The organism is Acetohalobium arabaticum DSM 5501 (genome assembly GCF_000144695.1).
Classification (GTDB): Bacteria; Bacillota; Halanaerobiia; order Halobacteroidales; family Acetohalobiaceae; genus Acetohalobium; species Acetohalobium arabaticum.
Genome location: NC_014378.1, coordinates 730,941 through 748,838, shown reverse-complemented (window position 1 = coordinate 748,838; position 17,898 = coordinate 730,941). Strand labels below are relative to the sequence as shown.

The 17,898-nt window shown below is 37.4% G+C and carries 16 protein-coding genes; 3 read left to right on the top strand and 13 right to left on the bottom strand.

The window, feature by feature from the left end:
• Position 1: 1 nt before the first annotated feature.
• The 8 genes from glpX to recO form a co-directional block, all read right to left on the bottom strand.
• A complete protein-coding gene (gene glpX, locus acear_RS03645) occupies positions 2-985 on the bottom strand; it encodes a class II fructose-bisphosphatase (protein WP_013277673.1) in 984 nt (327 codons plus the stop codon).
• Positions 985-1,806, bottom strand: coding sequence for a pyruvate, water dikinase regulatory protein (locus acear_RS03640; protein ID WP_013277672.1), 822 nt, complete (start codon positions 1,804-1,806; stop codon positions 985-987). Before acear_RS03640 ends, glpX begins: the two co-directional genes overlap by 1 nt.
• A 16-nt stretch (positions 1,807-1,822) precedes the next feature.
• Positions 1,823-2,473: a transcriptional regulator CcpN gene (ccpN, locus tag acear_RS03635; RefSeq protein ID WP_013277671.1), complete on the bottom strand. Its 651-nt coding sequence runs from the start codon at positions 2,471-2,473 to the stop codon at positions 1,823-1,825.
• Positions 2,474-2,699: 226 nt separating this feature from the next.
• Positions 2,700-3,503 carry a pyruvate, water dikinase regulatory protein gene (locus acear_RS03630; protein WP_013277670.1) on the bottom strand — a complete coding sequence of 268 codons (804 nt, stop codon included), beginning with the start codon at positions 3,501-3,503 and terminating at the stop codon, positions 2,700-2,702.
• Positions 3,504-3,532: 29 nt separating this feature from the next.
• The gene (gene glyS, locus acear_RS03625; protein WP_013277669.1) at positions 3,533-5,617 is read right to left on the bottom strand and encodes a glycine--tRNA ligase subunit beta; all 2,085 of its coding nucleotides are present in this window, start codon (positions 5,615-5,617) and stop codon (positions 3,533-3,535) included.
• Positions 5,610-6,497: a glycine--tRNA ligase subunit alpha gene (gene glyQ, locus acear_RS03620; RefSeq protein WP_013277668.1), complete on the bottom strand. Its 888-nt coding sequence runs from the start codon at positions 6,495-6,497 to the stop codon at positions 5,610-5,612. The genes glyS and glyQ overlap by 8 nt, the downstream gene beginning before the upstream one ends.
• Positions 6,498-6,794: 297 nt before the next feature.
• A complete protein-coding gene (locus acear_RS03615) occupies positions 6,795-7,184 on the bottom strand; it encodes a DUF4342 domain-containing protein (protein WP_013277667.1) in 390 nt (129 codons plus the stop codon).
• A gap of 20 nt (positions 7,185-7,204) precedes the next feature.
• Positions 7,205-7,960, bottom strand: a complete 756-nt coding sequence (gene recO, locus acear_RS03610) for a DNA repair protein RecO (protein WP_013277666.1) — start codon at positions 7,958-7,960, stop codon at positions 7,205-7,207.
• Positions 7,961-8,682: 722 nt separating this feature from the next.
• Here recO and acear_RS03605 point away from each other — a divergent pair.
• The gene (locus acear_RS03605) at positions 8,683-10,506 is read left to right on the top strand and encodes a patatin-like phospholipase family protein (RefSeq protein ID WP_013277665.1); all 1,824 of its coding nucleotides are present in this window, start codon (positions 8,683-8,685) and stop codon (positions 10,504-10,506) included.
• A gap of 459 nt (positions 10,507-10,965) precedes the next feature.
• Here the strand turns inward: acear_RS03605 and acear_RS03600 are convergent, their stop codons facing one another.
• Both acear_RS03600 and acear_RS03595 read right to left on the bottom strand, forming a co-directional pair.
• Entirely contained in the window at positions 10,966-11,922 is a 957-nt protein-coding gene (locus tag acear_RS03600; protein WP_013277664.1) for an aminopeptidase, read from the bottom strand.
• 88 nt (positions 11,923-12,010) lie between these two features.
• On the bottom strand, positions 12,011-13,951 hold the full coding sequence (locus tag acear_RS03595) for an OPT family oligopeptide transporter (RefSeq protein WP_013277662.1): 1,941 nt from the start codon (positions 13,949-13,951) through the stop codon (positions 12,011-12,013).
• Positions 13,952-14,301: 350 nt separating this feature from the next.
• Here acear_RS03595 and acear_RS03590 point away from each other — a divergent pair, with 350 nt between their 5' ends.
• On the top strand, positions 14,302-15,096 hold the full coding sequence (locus acear_RS03590; RefSeq protein ID WP_013277661.1) for a methionyl-tRNA formyltransferase: 795 nt from the start codon (positions 14,302-14,304) through the stop codon (positions 15,094-15,096).
• A 29-nt stretch (positions 15,097-15,125) separates the two neighbouring features.
• A complete protein-coding gene (locus tag acear_RS03585; RefSeq protein ID WP_013277660.1) occupies positions 15,126-16,448 on the top strand; it encodes a PIG-L deacetylase family protein in 1,323 nt (440 codons plus the stop codon).
• 8 nt (positions 16,449-16,456) lie between these two features.
• Here acear_RS03585 and acear_RS03580 read toward each other — a convergent pair whose 3' ends face one another.
• The 3 genes from acear_RS03580 to acear_RS03570 all read right to left on the bottom strand — a co-directional run bounded on the left by acear_RS03580 (position 16,457) and on the right by acear_RS03570 (position 17,838).
• On the bottom strand, positions 16,457-16,741 hold the full coding sequence (locus acear_RS03580; protein ID WP_245526697.1) for an ArsR/SmtB family transcription factor: 285 nt from the start codon (positions 16,739-16,741) through the stop codon (positions 16,457-16,459).
• Between the two features lie 93 nt (positions 16,742-16,834).
• Positions 16,835-17,359 (bottom strand): permease, encoded by a 525-nt coding sequence (locus acear_RS03575; protein WP_013277658.1) that lies wholly within the window; start codon positions 17,357-17,359, stop codon positions 16,835-16,837.
• Positions 17,359-17,838, bottom strand: coding sequence for a hypothetical protein (locus acear_RS03570; RefSeq protein ID WP_013277657.1), 480 nt, complete (start codon positions 17,836-17,838; stop codon positions 17,359-17,361). The genes acear_RS03575 and acear_RS03570 overlap by 1 nt, the downstream gene beginning before the upstream one ends.
• Positions 17,839-17,898 lie beyond the last annotated feature (60 nt).

Below are 17,898 nucleotides of genomic sequence, written 5' to 3'. Positions count from 1 at the left end.
ATTAAAATTTAATAACCTCATCTCTAAAATAAGATGGCTTCTGTTTAATCTTATGTTCAGCTTTAACAGTTCTAACAGTTCCTGTTTTGCTTCTCATTACAATAGATTGGGTTTCAGCTTTCTGACCACTGTATTGAACCCCACGCAGTAATTCTCCATTAGTAATACCGGTAACAGAAAACATTACATCTTCACCTTTTGCTAAATCATCAGTAGTAAAGACTTTGTTGATATCATCTATTCCACTCATATCAATAGCTCTTTGAGTTTCCTCATCATTACGAGGATGTAATTGCGCCTGCATCTCGCCGCCTAAACACTTTAAGGCTGCTGCAGCCAATACTCCTTCGGGAGCTCCCCCAATTCCAATTAACATATCTACGCCGGTATGGGGTAGAGCAGTAGCAATTCCACCAGCTACATCACCGTCAGTAATCATCTTAATTCTAGCACCTGCTTCTCTAATCTCTTCGATTATCTCTTCGTGGCGAGGACGGTCAAGCAGAATAACTGTTAAATCAGAAACTTCTTGGTCTTTAGCTTCTGCTATAGCTTCTAAGTTTTCTGTGGGACTGGCTTTTAAGTCGATAGCTCCCTTAGCCTCTGATCCTACAGCTATCTTCCTCATATACATATCAGGTGCATTAAGTAAGTTACCCTTCTTAGCAGCAGCTACTACTGCCAAAGAGTTAGGCAGCCCTTTAGCTACCAGAGTAGTACCTTCAACTGGATCAACAGCTATATCTAACTCAGGAGATTCAGCACCACCGATTTCTTCACCAATATACAGCATTGGAGCCTCATCCTTTTCTCCTTCGCCAATGACTACTCTTCCTTTAATATTAACTGTATCAAAGGTAGCCCGCATGGCATCAACTGCCGCCTGATCAGCAGCCTCTTTATCGCCTTTTCCCATCCAGGGGGCTGCAGCTAAAGCTGCTGCCTCCGTCACTCGTACAAATTCTAATGCTAATTCTCTTTCCACTATAAATCACTCCTCTCAGATAATATCTTATGGGCTGTCTCCTCAATAGATTTATTAGTTACATTAATAATCATACAGCCTAATTTTTTCATAATCTCTTCAGCAAAATCCAATTCTTTAAGGATTCTATCCATAGTAGCATAATCAGCCTGCTTTTTAAACTGCATAGAATTGAGCCTCTCCTGTCTTATCTCCTGTAAAACAGTAGGATCAATTGTCAAACCTACTAATTTCTTAGCTGACAGTTCATATAATTCTTGAGGAACATCTACTTCCGGCATCAGTGGAATATTAGCAGCTTTATAGCCTTGATGAGCTAGATACATACTCAGCGGTGTCTTTGAAGTTCTGGACACACCAATGATTACTACATCTGCTTCTTCTAACTTTTTCAATTCTTTACCATCATCACATCTAATAGCATAATCAATACAAGAAATTCGTTCAAAATACTCCTGATCAAGTTGGCGATTCAAACCCGGTTCTAGCTTAGGCTTCTGTCCCAATAACTCTGAAAACTTCAACATAGCAGGTCCTATAACATCCACAATCGGAATCTCTGCTGCTTTAGCCGCTTTTTTTAAGTGCTCACATAATTCAGGTAAAACTATAGTGTAGGCTATAATTACTTTTCTATCTTTAGCTCTACTAACTACTTCTGATAATTTTGCTATACTAGTTATATTAGTAAACTTTTTAATTTCAATCTGATCAGTACCAAACTGACTTATTACAGCATTAACTACTGTTTCAGCTGTCTCTCCAATAGAATCTGATACAATAAAGACAGTTAAATCTTCATCCTCTACTCTATTTAACAACGCCTTATTCTCCTCCTTACATTTCTAATCCTAAATCTGCTAAGACTCTCGTAATATTAGTCTTACTTACCCTACCGATCACCTTCAGCTTATCTTCTAATGGTTCTCCAGACTCATCAATAAAATTCTCAACGACTGGCAAAGCATCAATTTCATAATTTACTAACCGTTTAGCTGCCAGCAGAACAGTATCATCAGCCCGAATAGTAATTATATTAGGCATTCTAGTCATAGCTACACTAACAGGCACTTGATTGATATCAGCATCTCCAATAGTGATCTTTAATAAATCCTTGCGGGATATAACTCCAACTAGATTCTTATCTTCTTCATCAACTACAAACAAAGAACCTACATCTTCTAAAAAAAGAGTCGTAATTGCATTATAAATTGATGTCTTCTCTGTAACTACAACCGGCACTGACTTAACTTCGGCAACTTCCTTAGTATATAATTTATTGATCTCTGCTAAATAAGAATTATCCTGTAGATGAAAGTATCCTACCCGTGGTTTGGCTTCTAGTATCTTAGCCATTGTCAATACAGATAGGTCTGAACGGAGGGCACTACGAGTTAAATCTAGTTTATCGGCTATCTCTTTACTGGTAATTGGTTCATTATTTTTTACAATTTCAATTATTCTTCTTTGGCGATCACTTAAATTAATCCCAATCCCTCCTTATTCCATTTATATGCTACATTATTTATATGTTGCACTATTGAAGCAAACAGCCAAAAAAACACAACACATTTAATGGTTATCACATACATTATACTAGATTAAATCTACTTTCTCCTGCAACTTTCCTTGTTTTTTTATCTTTTTTAATAATTATGTTACATGATTAAAGCCCCTGCAACACACCCAGGGGCTGATTACAATTAATAATATATTACTTTTGAATCAGTTTTAATACAGTATTAGAAGATTCTTCTACTGATTTATTGCTGACATCAACTACCGGACAGCCGATTCTATTAAAGACCTTATAAGAATAATTTAACTCTTCAGTAATCCGGCTTAAAGAAGCATAATCAGACTTCATATTCAAACCTAATGTTTTTAATCTTTCCTGTCTAATTTCATTTAGAGTCTCCGAATCAATTGTCAAACCAATTACTTTATGATCAGGATTGTTATACAGAATTTTGGGCGGTGTTACTTCAGGAACCAATGGTATATTGGCTACCTTATATCCGCGGTAAGAAAGGTAGATAGACATCGGCGTTTTTGAAGTTCGAGAGACACCAACTAGGACTATATCTGCTTCTTTAATTCCCTCAATATCATTTCTATCATCATACTGAACAGTAAATTCAATAGCATCTACTTTTTTGAAGTACTCTTCATCTAATTCTCTTACTAACCCGGGCTGTAATTTAGGATCTTTATCTAGAACATTCCCTAAAGCTTCCATCATCGGTCCCATAATATCTACATATTCAATATCCGCCTTGACTGCTTCCGTCTTCAAATACTCTCTTAAGTCAGGATTAATCAACGTAAAAGCAATTATACTTCTTTGATTCCGGGCTTCATCAATTACTTTTGATACATCATCATTATCTGTAACATAAGAAAAGCTTTTAAACTCTACAGCTGTGGTGCTATTAAATTGGGTTGCTGCTGCTTCTACTACCTGACGTGCTGTCTCACCAATAGAATCAGAGACTATAAAGGCCAAAGCTTTGGACATGCTAGTCATCACTCCCGATTCTAAATTGCTTAATCAATCACAATCTCAGACAGATCAGCTATCTTAGTAAAGATCTGAACAGTATTCTTCAACAGAGCTAAACGATTATTCTTTACTTTTTCATCATCGGCCATTACCATTACCGAATTAAAGAACTTATCAACCGGCTTTTGCAGAGTTGCTAATTCATCTAAAGCAGAAGAATAATCCTTAGCTACTAGTAATTCTTCCACTTCTGCTTGAGTAGATTGATATGCTTCATATAGCTTTTCTTCAGATTCATCAGTAAATAAATCAGGGTTAATATCTTCACTAGTAGCCTTGTCTGCCAGATTACCAGCACGATTATACGCAGTAAGTAAATCTTCAAATTTTTCTTCATTTCTAAACTCCATTACAGCTTCAGCCCGTTTAACTGCATCATTGAGGTCGGTAATATCCGTAGCTAAGACTGCATTAGAAACATCATACCTAACTCCTCTCTCTTCAAATATATGTTCTAGGCGCTGTTTAAAGAAGTCCAGAACTTCAGTCTTGACCTCACCCTGACTGCGTTTTAACTTCTCTGCTTCAACCAATAGTTCCAAAACATTATCTATTAACCCGGCTAAATTAAGCTTTAAATCAGAGTCTAGAATAATCTTTACAATTCCTTGGGCCTGCCGCCGCAGTGCATAAGGATCTTGAGAACCGGTTGGAATCAAACCGACGCCAAAACAACCAACAATATTATCTATTTTATCAGCAATACTTACTATCTGTCCAGTCTTAGTCTGAGGCAGAACATCAGTAGCATAGCGCGGTAGATAATGTTCAAAGATAGCATCTGCTACAGCTTTATTCTCACCTGATAACTTAGCATATTCACGGCCCATAACTCCTTCTAGCTTAGGAAACTCAATAACCATTTCAGTAATCAAATCTGCTTTAGATAAATAAGCTGCCCGTTTACTATCCTTAACCTCCTTTTCACTTAAATCTAACTTTTTAGCAAATACTTTACTTAATTCAACTAACCGTTTTACCTTCTCATATATAGTTCCTAAATCCTCTTGGAAGATAACATTTTTCAGTTCATCGACTTTATCCTCTAGATCCTCCTTTTGATCTTCTTCATAGAAAAACATTCCATCAGCTAATCGGGCCCTAAGTACCTTTTCATTTCCTTCTCTTACGATATCAATATGATCTTCAGAACCATTTCTGACAGTAATAAAACGTGCCATCAGATCTCCATTATCATCTTCGATAGGGAAATAGCGCTGATGTTCACGCATAGAAGTAATTAATACCTCACGCGGTAGGTCCAAAAATTCTTCATCAAAGCTGCCCATCAAAGCTGTCGGGTACTCTACTAAATAATTAACTTCCTTTAACAGATCTTCATCAATCAAAACTTCTCCCCCGGCTTCTTTACCTAACTCAGTAATCTGGTCAATAATCATCTCTCTGCGTTTATTCTGGTCAACAATCACATATTCTTCATTTAATCTATCAAAATAATCCTGGGCAGAATCTATCTCTATTTGGCCTGTACTCAAAAAACGGTGGCCTTTGGTATATGTATCAGATTCTATATCTGCTACTTCTAACTCCACCGGTTCATCCCCATAGAGAGCTAGAATCCAGTGAATCGGTCTTACAAACTGCATATCTTTATCTGCCCAGCGCATGGATTTAGCAAAATCCAAATCATGAATTAATTCTGTTAAAATCTCAGGCAGTAACTCTTCTGTCGGTTTTCCTTCCTCAGTCTGAACAGCAAATAGATACTCACCATTATCAGTATCCCTAATCTCTAACTCATCAACTGTAAGTCCCTGTCCTCTAGCAAATCCACTTCCGGCTTTTGTCGGATTACCTTCATCATCAAAGGCAATATTCTTAGCAGGACCCTTAACCTCCTTGGTTAAATCATCCTGACGGCTGCTGACTTCATTAACTACAAGAGTTAACCGGCGGGGGGTACCATAAGTAGCTACTGAACCAGTCTCAATCCGATACTGTTTAAATAATTCAGCTGCTAGTTCCTCTAACTGTTCAAAGGTAGGCTCCATAAACCCAGCCGGAATCTCTTCAGTTCCAATCTCTAATAATAGTTTATTGTTACTCATTCTCTCTCCTCCCTTCCTTCATTAACGGATAGCCTAATCTTTCCCGCTGCTCTAGATAGGCCTTAGCACATAGATTAGCAAGATCTCTAACCCGCTTAATATAGCTAGTTCGTTCTGTTACGCTGATTGCTCCCCGGGCATCCAGTAAATTAAAGGTATGTGAACACTTCAATACATAATCATAAGCCGGCAGAACTAAGTCTTCCTCTATAGCCTGCTTGGCCTCTTCTTCATAGAGATCAAAGAAGGTTAATAACTTATCGATATCTGCTACTTCAAAGTTATAAGTAGAATGTTCTACTTCGCCTTGATGATGTACATCGCCGTAACTGATACCATCAACCCATTCGATATCAAAGACGCTGTCTACTTCCTGTAAATAGACTGCAATTCGTTCTAACCCATAGGTAATCTCAACAGAGACCGGTTTGACATCAAAGCCTCCTACCTGCTGAAAGTAAGTAAACTGAGTAATCTCCATACCATCTAACCAGACTTCCCAGCCTAAACCCCAGGCACCTAGAGTAGGCGATTCCCAGTTATCCTCTACAAAGCGGATGTCATGCTTGGCCGGATCAATCCCTAAAGCCTCTAAACTATCCAAATAAATCTCTTGAATCTTTTGTGGTGACGGCTTCATAATCACCTGGTATTGATAATAATGCTGTAAGCGATTAGGATTTTCACCATAACGGCCATCAGCCGGACGGCGGCAGGGCTCTACATATGCTACATTCCAATCTTCAGGCCCTAAAGCACGCAGTGTAGTAGCCGGATTCATTGTTCCTGCTCCTACTTCAATATCATAAGGCTGCTTGATAATACATTTCTGTTCAGCCCAGAATTCATTCAAGGCATGAATCATATCTTGAAAATTCATCTCAACTATTCCTCCTTAAGAAATAATATTAAAAATCAAAAAACCTCATTTCTGATAGCAACAGCTATCAGGAACGAGGTTTCCCGCGGTTCCACCCTGATTAATTATCCATCTTAAAGTAGATAATTCACTCATGAAGTCTGCTCCAAAGCGCCTTTCACTAAACTGACTACATCAGGCTTCCACTATCCCTGATTCGCTGTAATAGCCACATTTAGCTACTCCTCTTCTTCATCACAGCTAATATTAATTTTACATATAAATATATCAGACTCAACTTCCATTGTCAATAGAAACTTACTTTCTTGTTGGTTCGTTATACTCTACTTCCAGAGTATACTGACCTACTAAGGTAGCTGCTAAGCCTAAAACTGCCAGCGGTGGATAGAAGGCTGTTCCTATTACTCCAACAGTTACTGGAAGACTAAAGATAATCTCTCCATCTTTCTTAACCAGAATCTTAGTTACATTTCCTTTCTTAATCAGTTCCTTTATCTTTTCTATCAATTTACTACCGGCTACCTGAAACTCTTTTTTATGGTTCAAGTCCTCCTCTTCTAATCTGACAACTGCTTCCAGAACATCACCATCTGCTGCTTCCAATGCTTCTTTAGCCTCCCGATAGCTGGCTTTAGTCCGCTCTCTGATCAGATCTATCTTCTCTAACTGCTGGTTTATATCCTGCATTATCTCACCTCTCTTCAGTATTAATTAGTCATAGTTAATGTTTTAAGAAAGTCTAAACTCTTTAATTTCTTTTCAATAATTGATTGTAAATAATTAGGAAGTATTTTAGCCAATTGCTGTCTTGTGCTTTCAGGCACCTTCAATCTATCCAATTTTTTATAATCTATTTCCAATAAACGCTCCATAGTAGCTACTGTTCCTTTATTAATCCGCATAGCATACTGATCCTCTAGGGCACAGTCAGCACAGACTACTCCGCCTAGCTTTGAGCTGAACTTAACTTTATCTATTTTAGCTAAATCCAGATCACAATCAACACAGGCATCTAGTTGAGGACGATACCCCAATAAATTAAGAAGTCTTAACTCAAAGAATCTAGTAGCCAGTTCTAACTCTTCTCCTCTATCTAACATATAAAGTGTTGCCAATAAAAGAGCAAAGAGCGGTTCATTCTTTTCTTCATCGACTGTAAACTCATTAACTACCTCGACTACATAGGAAGCATAGGCCATCTTAAAGAGGTCATCCCGCAGAGAAGCAAAGGAGTTTATAATTTCAGTCTGGCTAATAGTAGATAAGGATTTACCTTGATAAAGCAGAAAGTCGCTGTAAGTAAACAGCTCCACGCTGCCAGCCAAACGGCTTTTTGTCTTTCGTGCACCATTGGCCACAGCCTGTACCTTACCGTGTTGTCTAGTATATAAAACAATAATCTTATCGGCTTCTTTCAGTTCATAGTACTTCAATACTATTGCTTCTGTTTTATAGAGGGACATCAATAATCAATCCTTTATTTAAAAAGAGTTATTCCTATTTTTTCTGTATTCAGCTTTAAATCCCTCTTTTTAAGAATCCTATTTTTAGTATCTACAAAAGTGAGGTGATTATTCCTACTAATCTGTACTTAATTGATATATTGTTGCAGTTTAGAGTTGATATCTTGCAAACGTTTACCGTTCGTTTGAGATATTGCAGATTATAGTCAACAAATCTCTTACGCTTGCCATTCGCTCGACGTCCTGTCTCACTCACTCTCAAAAAAGAACTTTCCGCCATAGCCAGCATACAAACCAATGACTGGCTATGGGAGTAACCTTTAGAGCTAAATATGGTAGTATTGAGCAAATCTAAAGGACTAAGAACAAAAAGAAATTATTCTACAACCTCCATGGCTCCAAGTTCTTTTTAAGAGTCGCTCCAGAGAAATGTTGACTATTTGTAGTTCAATATATTCTATTATCAATAGTCAATATGTGTCCAGAGCGACTCTTAAAACTGGTCCGGAACCACGGACGGTGGAGGGCCAGTTTTTGACAGTGAGCGAAACAGGATGTTGAGCGAACGACAAGCGGCGGATACATATTGACTATCACTGCAATATCTTGAAAGTGCAACATTATATCAATATAGCTTTACTTTAAAACCATATTTGGCTTCCAAAGTCTAAATATGTTATTATATTATTAATCTCAGCCAGCAATAAAGGAGTTAATTATATATGAAGAGTAATAAATTTATTATCATTAGTCTGATACTAATAATGCTTCTTTCCATTACTCAAACCTCTATTGCAAAGAATAAATTGAAACGAATTACTGTCAAAGATGATACATATCTTCTTGAAGATACCAGCAAATTTGATAATCTTAATCAACCGAGAATAGCAGTTGCTCTAAGCGGAGGCGGAGGTAGAGCTTTAGTCCACATTGGTGTCTTAAAAGCCTTAGAAGAAGAAGGAATTCCAATTGATATGCTTGTAGGTACAAGCATGGGTGGAATCATAGGTACTATGTACGGTAGCGGAATGACTATTTCAGAAATTGAAAGAGTAGCTACTGAAGCTGCCTTTTCAAATCTTTTTGAAACAAACTTCTTTGGTACCCAATCTCTACTTAAAACAGAAAAAGTTAATAAGTTCCTAGAAAGATTAACTCCAGTTGATCAGTTAGAGAAATTTCCCATTCCTACAGCTTTTTTAAGCTGTGAATTAAATACAGGAAATAAATACATCCATACTTCGGGTAGGGTTTCTGATAAGATTCAAGATGCCTATGCCATTCCATATTATTTTCCTATTCAGAAGCAGGATGAATTTACCTTTATCGACCCTGGAATTATAGAATCGACTCCAGCTAAAACAGCCAGAGTATTAGGGGCAGATATTGTAATCTCTTCTACTGCTATCGGAAAACTACCTTATAAAAATTATAATACCGCTAGTCGCTCAATGATGAGAATGATTGAACTACTCCAGGAAAAGATATCAAGACCGATAACTGAAGAATATTCGGATATCATCATCGATAATCCTGTAGCTGATTATTCATTTATGGATTTTAATCAGGCAGCAGAACTAATCTCTATTGGCTACCAGCATACTAAAGAAAAAATACCAAAAATTAAATCACTGCTCAACAAATATGATATCCAGCTCCAAAAAATAGATAGAAAAGGAACGATTAATCTTGACCGCCTACTGACAGACCTTAAATATGATAGATTAGCACTTGATTCTTCTCTCTTAACACCTAAATTATATTTTGGTAAAGATCATTCATTCTTTAAACAGAATCTATTCAAAGATGACCTCTTCAAATTCCAGTATGGTCTAAAACAGCAGCTAGGACAGATAGAGGCTACAATCCTTGATAACCGCCGCGAAGATAATAACCTAGAAGCCAAATTGAGAGTAAAACAGCTAACTAAAACTATTGATTTAATCAGTAATATTAAGCCTGGTTCCAACGATAACTGGGAATTAAAACTCAAATATTATACTCCTAATTATACCTTAAGTGTCGGCCGAAGAAGTATTGATAATAGAGAGTTCAACCTTATAGATAATGAATACACCATAAAGATAAATAATATAAAACTTGAAGGAGAAACTTCAGTATTGGTTTCACCGGAATTGGATTCCTGGAAAGTACTAACCTCTCACCAAGGGATATTTGAAATAAGCAGCATCTGGAGTGCTAAACCTAAGCTTGTCTATAATACTACTGGTCTACTTAAATCACCTATTATCTATCGCGGTAGTAAACCTAAAGATAATGTAAAACTGCAGACAGCTATTGACTTGATTTATACTCATAACTTTCTACCGACTATTAAATTAATGGAAATATTACAGCTAACTGATATTGAATATTATCTCTTCTCCGATTACCAAACTTCTTATGATTCATCCCATGCCGCTGGAATTGGAGCTAATACTAATCTGAAATTATTAGGATTAAAACCGCTGGATTTTGGAATTTATATTGCTGAAGATGATGAAGACGGCAGTCACTTTGGATGGAATATCAATCTCATCTTTTAGAGGAATATTGATATATTGTGTCACTTTCCATTTGCAGCTAATATGATTTCATTTATGATATTGCAGATTATAGTCAACAAATCTCCTACGCTTGCCATTCGTTCGACATCCTGTCTCACTCATTCTCAAAAACTGACTCTCCACCATCCCTGGTTCCGAGTCAGTTTTAAGAGTCGCTCCAGAGAAATGTTGACTATTTGTAGCACAGAGTTTTCATTAATTTGGTTTCAAACGCTTCCCCAGATAATTTTGCACAATTAGTTGATATCTTGCAATAAGCGACTTTAAAGCAGCTCCAAAAGAGAGAATGATCACCATATAAGTTAGGAATTTAAAATGGAGCTATAAAGGTAAATCATTGCTGATTGATTAGAGCTGATTTTCGGAGCGTTTGCAAGATATCAACTCTAAACTGCAACAATATATCAATTTAATTCTATTTCCGCAGTACCTTGCTATCTAAAGTATCTTAAACTCTCCTTCCTTCATAATCACTCTGTCATCCACCTTCAATGTCGGCTGATTGATAATACCGTCCAAATGTGATTCTATCTCTATTTTACCGCCGAAGGCACTGTTATCACCAATAGCTACATGAACAGTGCTCATAACCTTCTCATCTTCTAATACATTACCAGTCAATATAGCCTGATCATTAGTACCGATACCTAACTCAGCAATATTCCTGGCCTCTTTGCCATACTGATCTACTAATTCAGTCAGTTCAGCAGCTTCTTTACCGCCTTGAATATCAACTACATAACCGTCTTCTACAATTAAGGTAACCGGTTCCTCCAACACTCCCAATCCGGACATAGCTCCATCAATAACTACTTTTCCTTCGGCTGTCTCTTCTAGCGGTGCTATGTAGGCTTCTCCTGCTGGCAGATTCCCGAAGTTTCCAGCTTGATGATAGATTCCTGTATCGGGATGTCCGCTGCGTTCAACCAGTGACATCTTAAGGTCTGTTCCTGCTTCAGTAATAAGGTGGGCTTTCTTTCCTTCATCCAATATCTCAGCTACCTTTTCACTCCGCTCTTTAATAGCTTCATAATCGGCTGTTAGAGTTCTAATCATAATCTCTTCTGTAATATCCGGTAGAGTAGCTGCTCTCGCTCCAGCATCATTGGCTGCCTTACGGGCTTTAGTATGAGAAAGAGATTTAGAAGTCGGCATTATAACTACATCGAATTCTTGCATCAGATTAGCAATACTGGCCGGCGGTTCTGCTCCATGGTTAGCCCTCGGAGCAATCTCTGTCAAAACTGCCTCATTGGCTGCTTCTTTAGCTGCCGCAAAAATAGCCTGTCCAATCTTGCGCAGCGGCTTATCCACAATCACCAGTGTAGTTTCATCATCCTTAACTGACATACAGTCATTAATAATTATCTCTGCTGCTTCTTTTAAGTTATTCATTTTTATCTTCCTCCCTACTCTCATTTTTAATTAAAAAATCAACCAGACTCCCCTTGTTTTTATGGGGAGCCTGATTAGTTTTCATTATTTATCCTGTGATATTAGTTGAATCTTTATGCTCTTCGCGCAGCGTAGCACCTACAGAATTACGCCAAAGAATATAAGCCAGAACAGCAAAAGTACCTAAGGCAATAATATTAGCAGCACTACCTGCCCAGCCAGAACCAACTTGAATTGCTGTATGCCAGCCTTTAAGAGCTAAAGCAGAAAGCAAGATTCCTACCAATGCATCACCGGCTACTAAACCGGAAGCAAATAAGACTCCGCTTTCATTCTTATCCTTTCTAGCTTCCTTAGAAATTGACTTTTTATCCAGGGCTAACTTAATTAAACCGCCAATCATAATCGGTGTACTTAAATGAATTGGTAGGTATAAACCAACCGCAAAAGGTAAAGAACCAATACCAAACATCTCAATTACTAGAGCCGAAAATACACCAGTAAAGACTAAGGCCCACGGTAAGTTGCCCTTCATAACTCCCTTAACAACCATAGACATTAGATTGGCCTGAGGCGCCGGCAGCTGTTTAGTAGCAATGCCGTAAGCTTGATGTAACATTAATACAATACCGCCGACAAAGATAGCAGAAATTAAAATTCCAATTAATTCTCCAATCTGCTGTTTTTTAGGGGTGGCTCCTACCAAAAATCCGGTCTTTAAGTCCTGAGAAGTATCACCGGCCACTGCTACAGCAATACAGACAATTGCTCCTACACTTAACGCAGCTATCATACCAGTCTTATCAGTCCAGCCTACTGCTTTCATAATTAGGCTAGTAGCCAGTAAAGTCGCAATTGTCATTCCGGAAGCCGGATTAGAAGAACTACCAACAATACCTACAATTCTTGATGATACAGTTACAAAGAAAAATCCAAAGATCGTTACAATTGCAGCTCCTAAAATTCCAACTGGAACCTGAGGAACAAAGGCAATTGCTAAAATCACTGCCAATGCACCTAAACCTACCCACTTAATTGAAAGATCAAGATTAGTTCTAACCTTCTTGGCATCCTTAGCCAATCCAGTAGTTAATTCTCCCATGGCTGCCTTGAAGGATTCAACAATTGTCGGTAAAGCTTTAATTAAGCTAACAACACCGCCTAAAGCTACACCTCCAGCACCGACATACCGAATATAGTTATCCCAGATTCCCCAGTAACCTAATTCAGCAATCGGCTGACTAGCCGGGAATAACGGCTGTGATAAACCGCCGCCTACTTTAGCAATCAAAGGCATAAATACAAGCCAACCTAAGGTACCTCCGGCTAACATTCGAACTGCAATTTTAGGCCCGATAATATATCCTACTCCCAATAATGAAGGATAGAGATCAAACCCAATGGCTGCTCCTTTATAACCGGGGATAGCCCATTCGACAGCATCCTTCCAGATCTTCATTCCACCAGAAAATAGCTTATAAATAGCACCGATACCCATACCGGTGAATACATACTTTGACTTAGCGCCGCCCTCTTCACCGGCAATCAAAACCTCACCACAGGCTGTTCCTTCTGGATAAGGAAGATTTTCATGTTCATCTACAATCAAGAACTTACGCAGTGGAATCATAAATAAGACTCCTAAAACTCCACCGAATAATGATAAAAAGAATATCTTGATCATACTAGGGTCTACGCCCCATAAAATCAATGCCGGAACAGTAAAGATTACTCCTGCTGCCAGGGATGTTCCAGCCGAAGTAATTGTCTGCACAGTATTATTCTCTAAAATAGTACCTTGATCTAAGACTCCGCGTAAAATTCCCATAGAAATTACTGCTGCTGGTACAGAAGCACTAACTGTCATTCCTACTTTTAAACCTAAGTAAGCATTAGCAGCAGCAAAGACTACTGTCATAATCACCCCTAAAATTATAGCTTTAGGAGTAAATTCAGCCATTGACTTATCTGCAGCAACATAAGGTTCAGGTTTTTCATTAGTTTCTTCTGTTATTTCTTGTTGTGACATAATAACCCTCCTAAGAATAATTAAGCTCACCTTGTTGTTACTGCTTATCTATTCTCTACTTCTTTAAATTATTTATTTAAATATTAGTCCCTTCTCTCTCCTCAAATCTAATTAATAATCTGTTTATCCCCCCTTTTTGATCTGTGAAACTATGATATAATAACTAACAAATATAAGCCATGTAGCTAGTAAAAAATTAAAATTTATAATTATATCTAAAAACCTACAATAACATATTTTATCAAAAAATCATATTATAATCAAATAACCTATTATTTAGATTAGAACTTGATTACAAGTGGATTATGAATTCTTTTTTCTATATACTAAACATAAGGTAGGTGAGGATAATGAAAATTATTATTGTAACCCAGCATGATCCCTTTTATCTTCCTTTATTATTTAAGAAATTCTTTAAATTCTATATTCAACACCAAAATAAAATTGAAATTGAAGGCATAGTCATTCAACAACCGCTGGGGAGAAGTTCAATCTGGAATTTACTTAAACAGCTATATAACTTTTATGGTCCAATTGATTTTAGTAAACAGGCTTTGCGTTATCTCAAAAAACAGCTAAACTACCTCCGATACAGAGTAGGACTGAAGGATAATTTTTTATCAATTCCAGCTCTAGCTAAAAAGTATAATATCGAAGTTCTATCCTATTCAGATATAAATTCACAGGAATTTATCGACTTCATAACTGATAATCAGATAGATTTAGTAGTCTCTGCTTCTGCTACACAGATCTTTAAAGAACAAATCCTGACTGCTCCTAAATACGGCTGTATCAATATCCACAGCGCACCGCTGCCAAGATATAGAGGAATGATGCCTAACTTCTGGCAGATGTATCACGGCGAAGAATACTCAGTCTTAACAATCCACCGCATGATAACAAAGCTGGATAAGGGAGATATAATTATGCAGAAAAAGACTAAAATTAAATCTGATATGACTCTCGATGATCTAGTCTGTCAGACTAAGATTAAAGCAGCAGAGGCGTTAGGAGAAGTCTTACTTAAGTTTTTCAATAATGAAGTTGAATTCAGACCGCTGCCTGATATAGAAGGATCTTACTTTTCCTTCCCTACTAAAAAAGATGTAGAAAAATTTAAAGCTAAAGGAAAGCGGTTAATTTAATTTATAATTGTTTTAAAGGAGGCTTTATATTGGAAGGAATAACCTTAAATAAAACTTCAGACCAAATCATGATCTTAGCTCCTCACTGTGACGATGAACTATTGAGCTGTGGAGGATTGATTCAAGAAGCTGTAGCTAAAAATATTGAATCCAGAGTAGTATTTTTAACCAATGGAGACAGTTTCCGCTGGGCTGCTGTCCGAAACTTTCGCCGTCCCTTTCTATCCCACCAGAAGTTTCAAGAATTCGGCAAGCTAAGACAGCAAGAAGCAATTAACGCACTCAAACAATTAGGACTTAGTAAGGAAAGTATCTATTTCCTAGGCTATCCTGACCGCGGCCTGGAATTTCTGTGGAGTGACTACTGGCATAATGAAAATACCTATTTTTCTCGTTATACCGGTTCTATGACCAATCCCTATGACTTAACCTATAAACCGGCTCGCCCTTATACGGGCAAAAATCTTGTCGAAGACTTAACAGAAATTCTCTCCACAGAGAAACCAACTAAGATATTTATTTCCTCCCCGTTTGATGACCATGCAGACCACTGGGCAGCCTATAACTTTCTCCATTATGCTTTAGCTAAGCTAAAGCTGGATAATAAATTAGCAGTTGATCCAGCTATCTATCAATATCTTACCCATAAGGGAAGCTGGCCTATTTCTAACAGAGAAGATATACTACCGCCTAGTGAACTTAATAATGATGTTATAAACTGGAGCCGTTTCAATCTCAATTCCAGCCAGCAGACTACCAAATTAACAGCACTTAAAGAATATAAATCCCAGCTGAAAGTAACTAAGAAGTATCTTTTCAGTTTTATCACAAATAATGAAATATTTATTGTAGATGATATCCGTCAACTTGAATTACCAGCCAGCAATCCAATTGAATCTAAAATCCTGGCATATAAAGAACCAACAGCCAATACCAAAAAACGCAGACGCCGGCCAGGCGGAGATATTAAAAGAATAGAGCTTAGTTTACAGCAGCCAGATCAATTAAATGTAAAGTTAATAACCAAATCTAAGTGTTCACCCCGCTACAGCTTCAGAATTAAACTCTATATTCTATTAAGCTCCAGAGTTAAAAAACAGAGAGAAATTATAGACTTTACTATTACTCCTGTTAAAGATGCTAACAGCGCTTCTATAAAAATACTGCCTACCAAGGCTGACCAACTCTCCTGTAAACGGGTTGAGACCAAAGACAAGCAGAATATTATTGAAGCTATTATCGGTACTCCGCCATTAAAACGTAAAGGATATTTATTCTTCCAGGCCAAAAGTTACTTTAAAAAGAAAGTTCTGGATTCTACCGCTTGGAAGGTCGTTAACTTAATACTGTAACTTCTAGCTTAATCAGAATGGTGGCAGCATCCAGTTGACTGAGACTTAGACTCAGTAATAAGTCCTTTCAATCCATCAGCTAACTCGATTAGCTTATCTTCCTGAACAGAATAGTGGACCCAGTAACCTCTCTTTTCCCCGATGACAAGCTCTGATTCACGAAGGACTTTCAAATGCTGGGAAACAGCAGACTTGGAAATTTCTAATTCTTTAGCTAAAGCCCCGACACAGTAATCCTGTTTTAACAGTAAGTTTACTAATTTCAACCTCTTTTCATCAGCAATTGCTTTCAAACCTACAAGTAGATCCTGCAGTATAATCACCCCTATCGATTCAATTAGTACTTAGATTATATAATACCAAACAGGAAAGAACAACCTGAGTTATTATGATAAGTTATTCTTAAGCTCATAATCTTTCTGATTAAGATACTTCTCTAATAGAATACTGGTTAATATTACTAACGGAACTGAAACTAATAAACGAATTAAGGTAAACTTAGTCCCGACATAAGAAGCTTCAAAGAGTGTCATTGGAATTCTACAGATGGCGGCTGCTCCAATATAAGTAAAGATGATTCTCAAGCTAGCCCCTTTCTTCCACATAGCATGGGCAACAGGAAAGGTTATATAGAGACCGCCAACAGTAGTTCCAGCTAATAAAATCGCCCAGAAATAAGACGAAACTGATGAATTATCACCTAAATGTTTTTCAATCACCTCTCTATCAACCCAGACATCAAAAAGACCGATCAGAATAAAGACGGCCGGCAGAAACTTAAGCATAGTCAGCAAAAAATCAAAGAAATTAAAGTAAATCTCTTCACCGGGGCTATAGCCAAATAAGAAACTACCGCTGACAAAAGTAAAGAATATAATTGTTAATAAATACCGCTTCAGCATCTGCAGCATTAGATCATCACCTCACCATAAAAGAGTCCAACCAATAAAGAAACTATTAAAGCAATCAGCAGGCTCAAACTATTTCTAATAATTGTTACCTTTCGACCAAAGAATTCCTTTTCTACAGGATAGGTTAAGACTCCTACCATCATTAAAGTAGTCGTAAAGAGAGCAATAACTGTATAACTTACGCCTTTCTCCAACAACAGCCCTGACAGCGGAAAAGCAATAAAGCCAGGCATTAGAGTGATAGAGCCCAAGAAGCTGGCCAAAAAGAGGCCCGATATACCACTGTCCTGACCTAAATAAGCAACTAGAACCTCATCAGAAACAAAATAAAGCGAAATAGCCACTAAAATCATCATATTAAGAAAGGCCGGGAGATTTTTGATTAACTTCTTAATCCCTTTCTTAACTCCGGTGACAGTCTTCTCTCGGTCTTTGATAAAGAGAATAATAATTAAAACTGAAATTACGACATAAAACAATGACTATATTCCTCCTTATAATTTAATTAAGTGGTCACTTAATTAAATTATAACAGACTA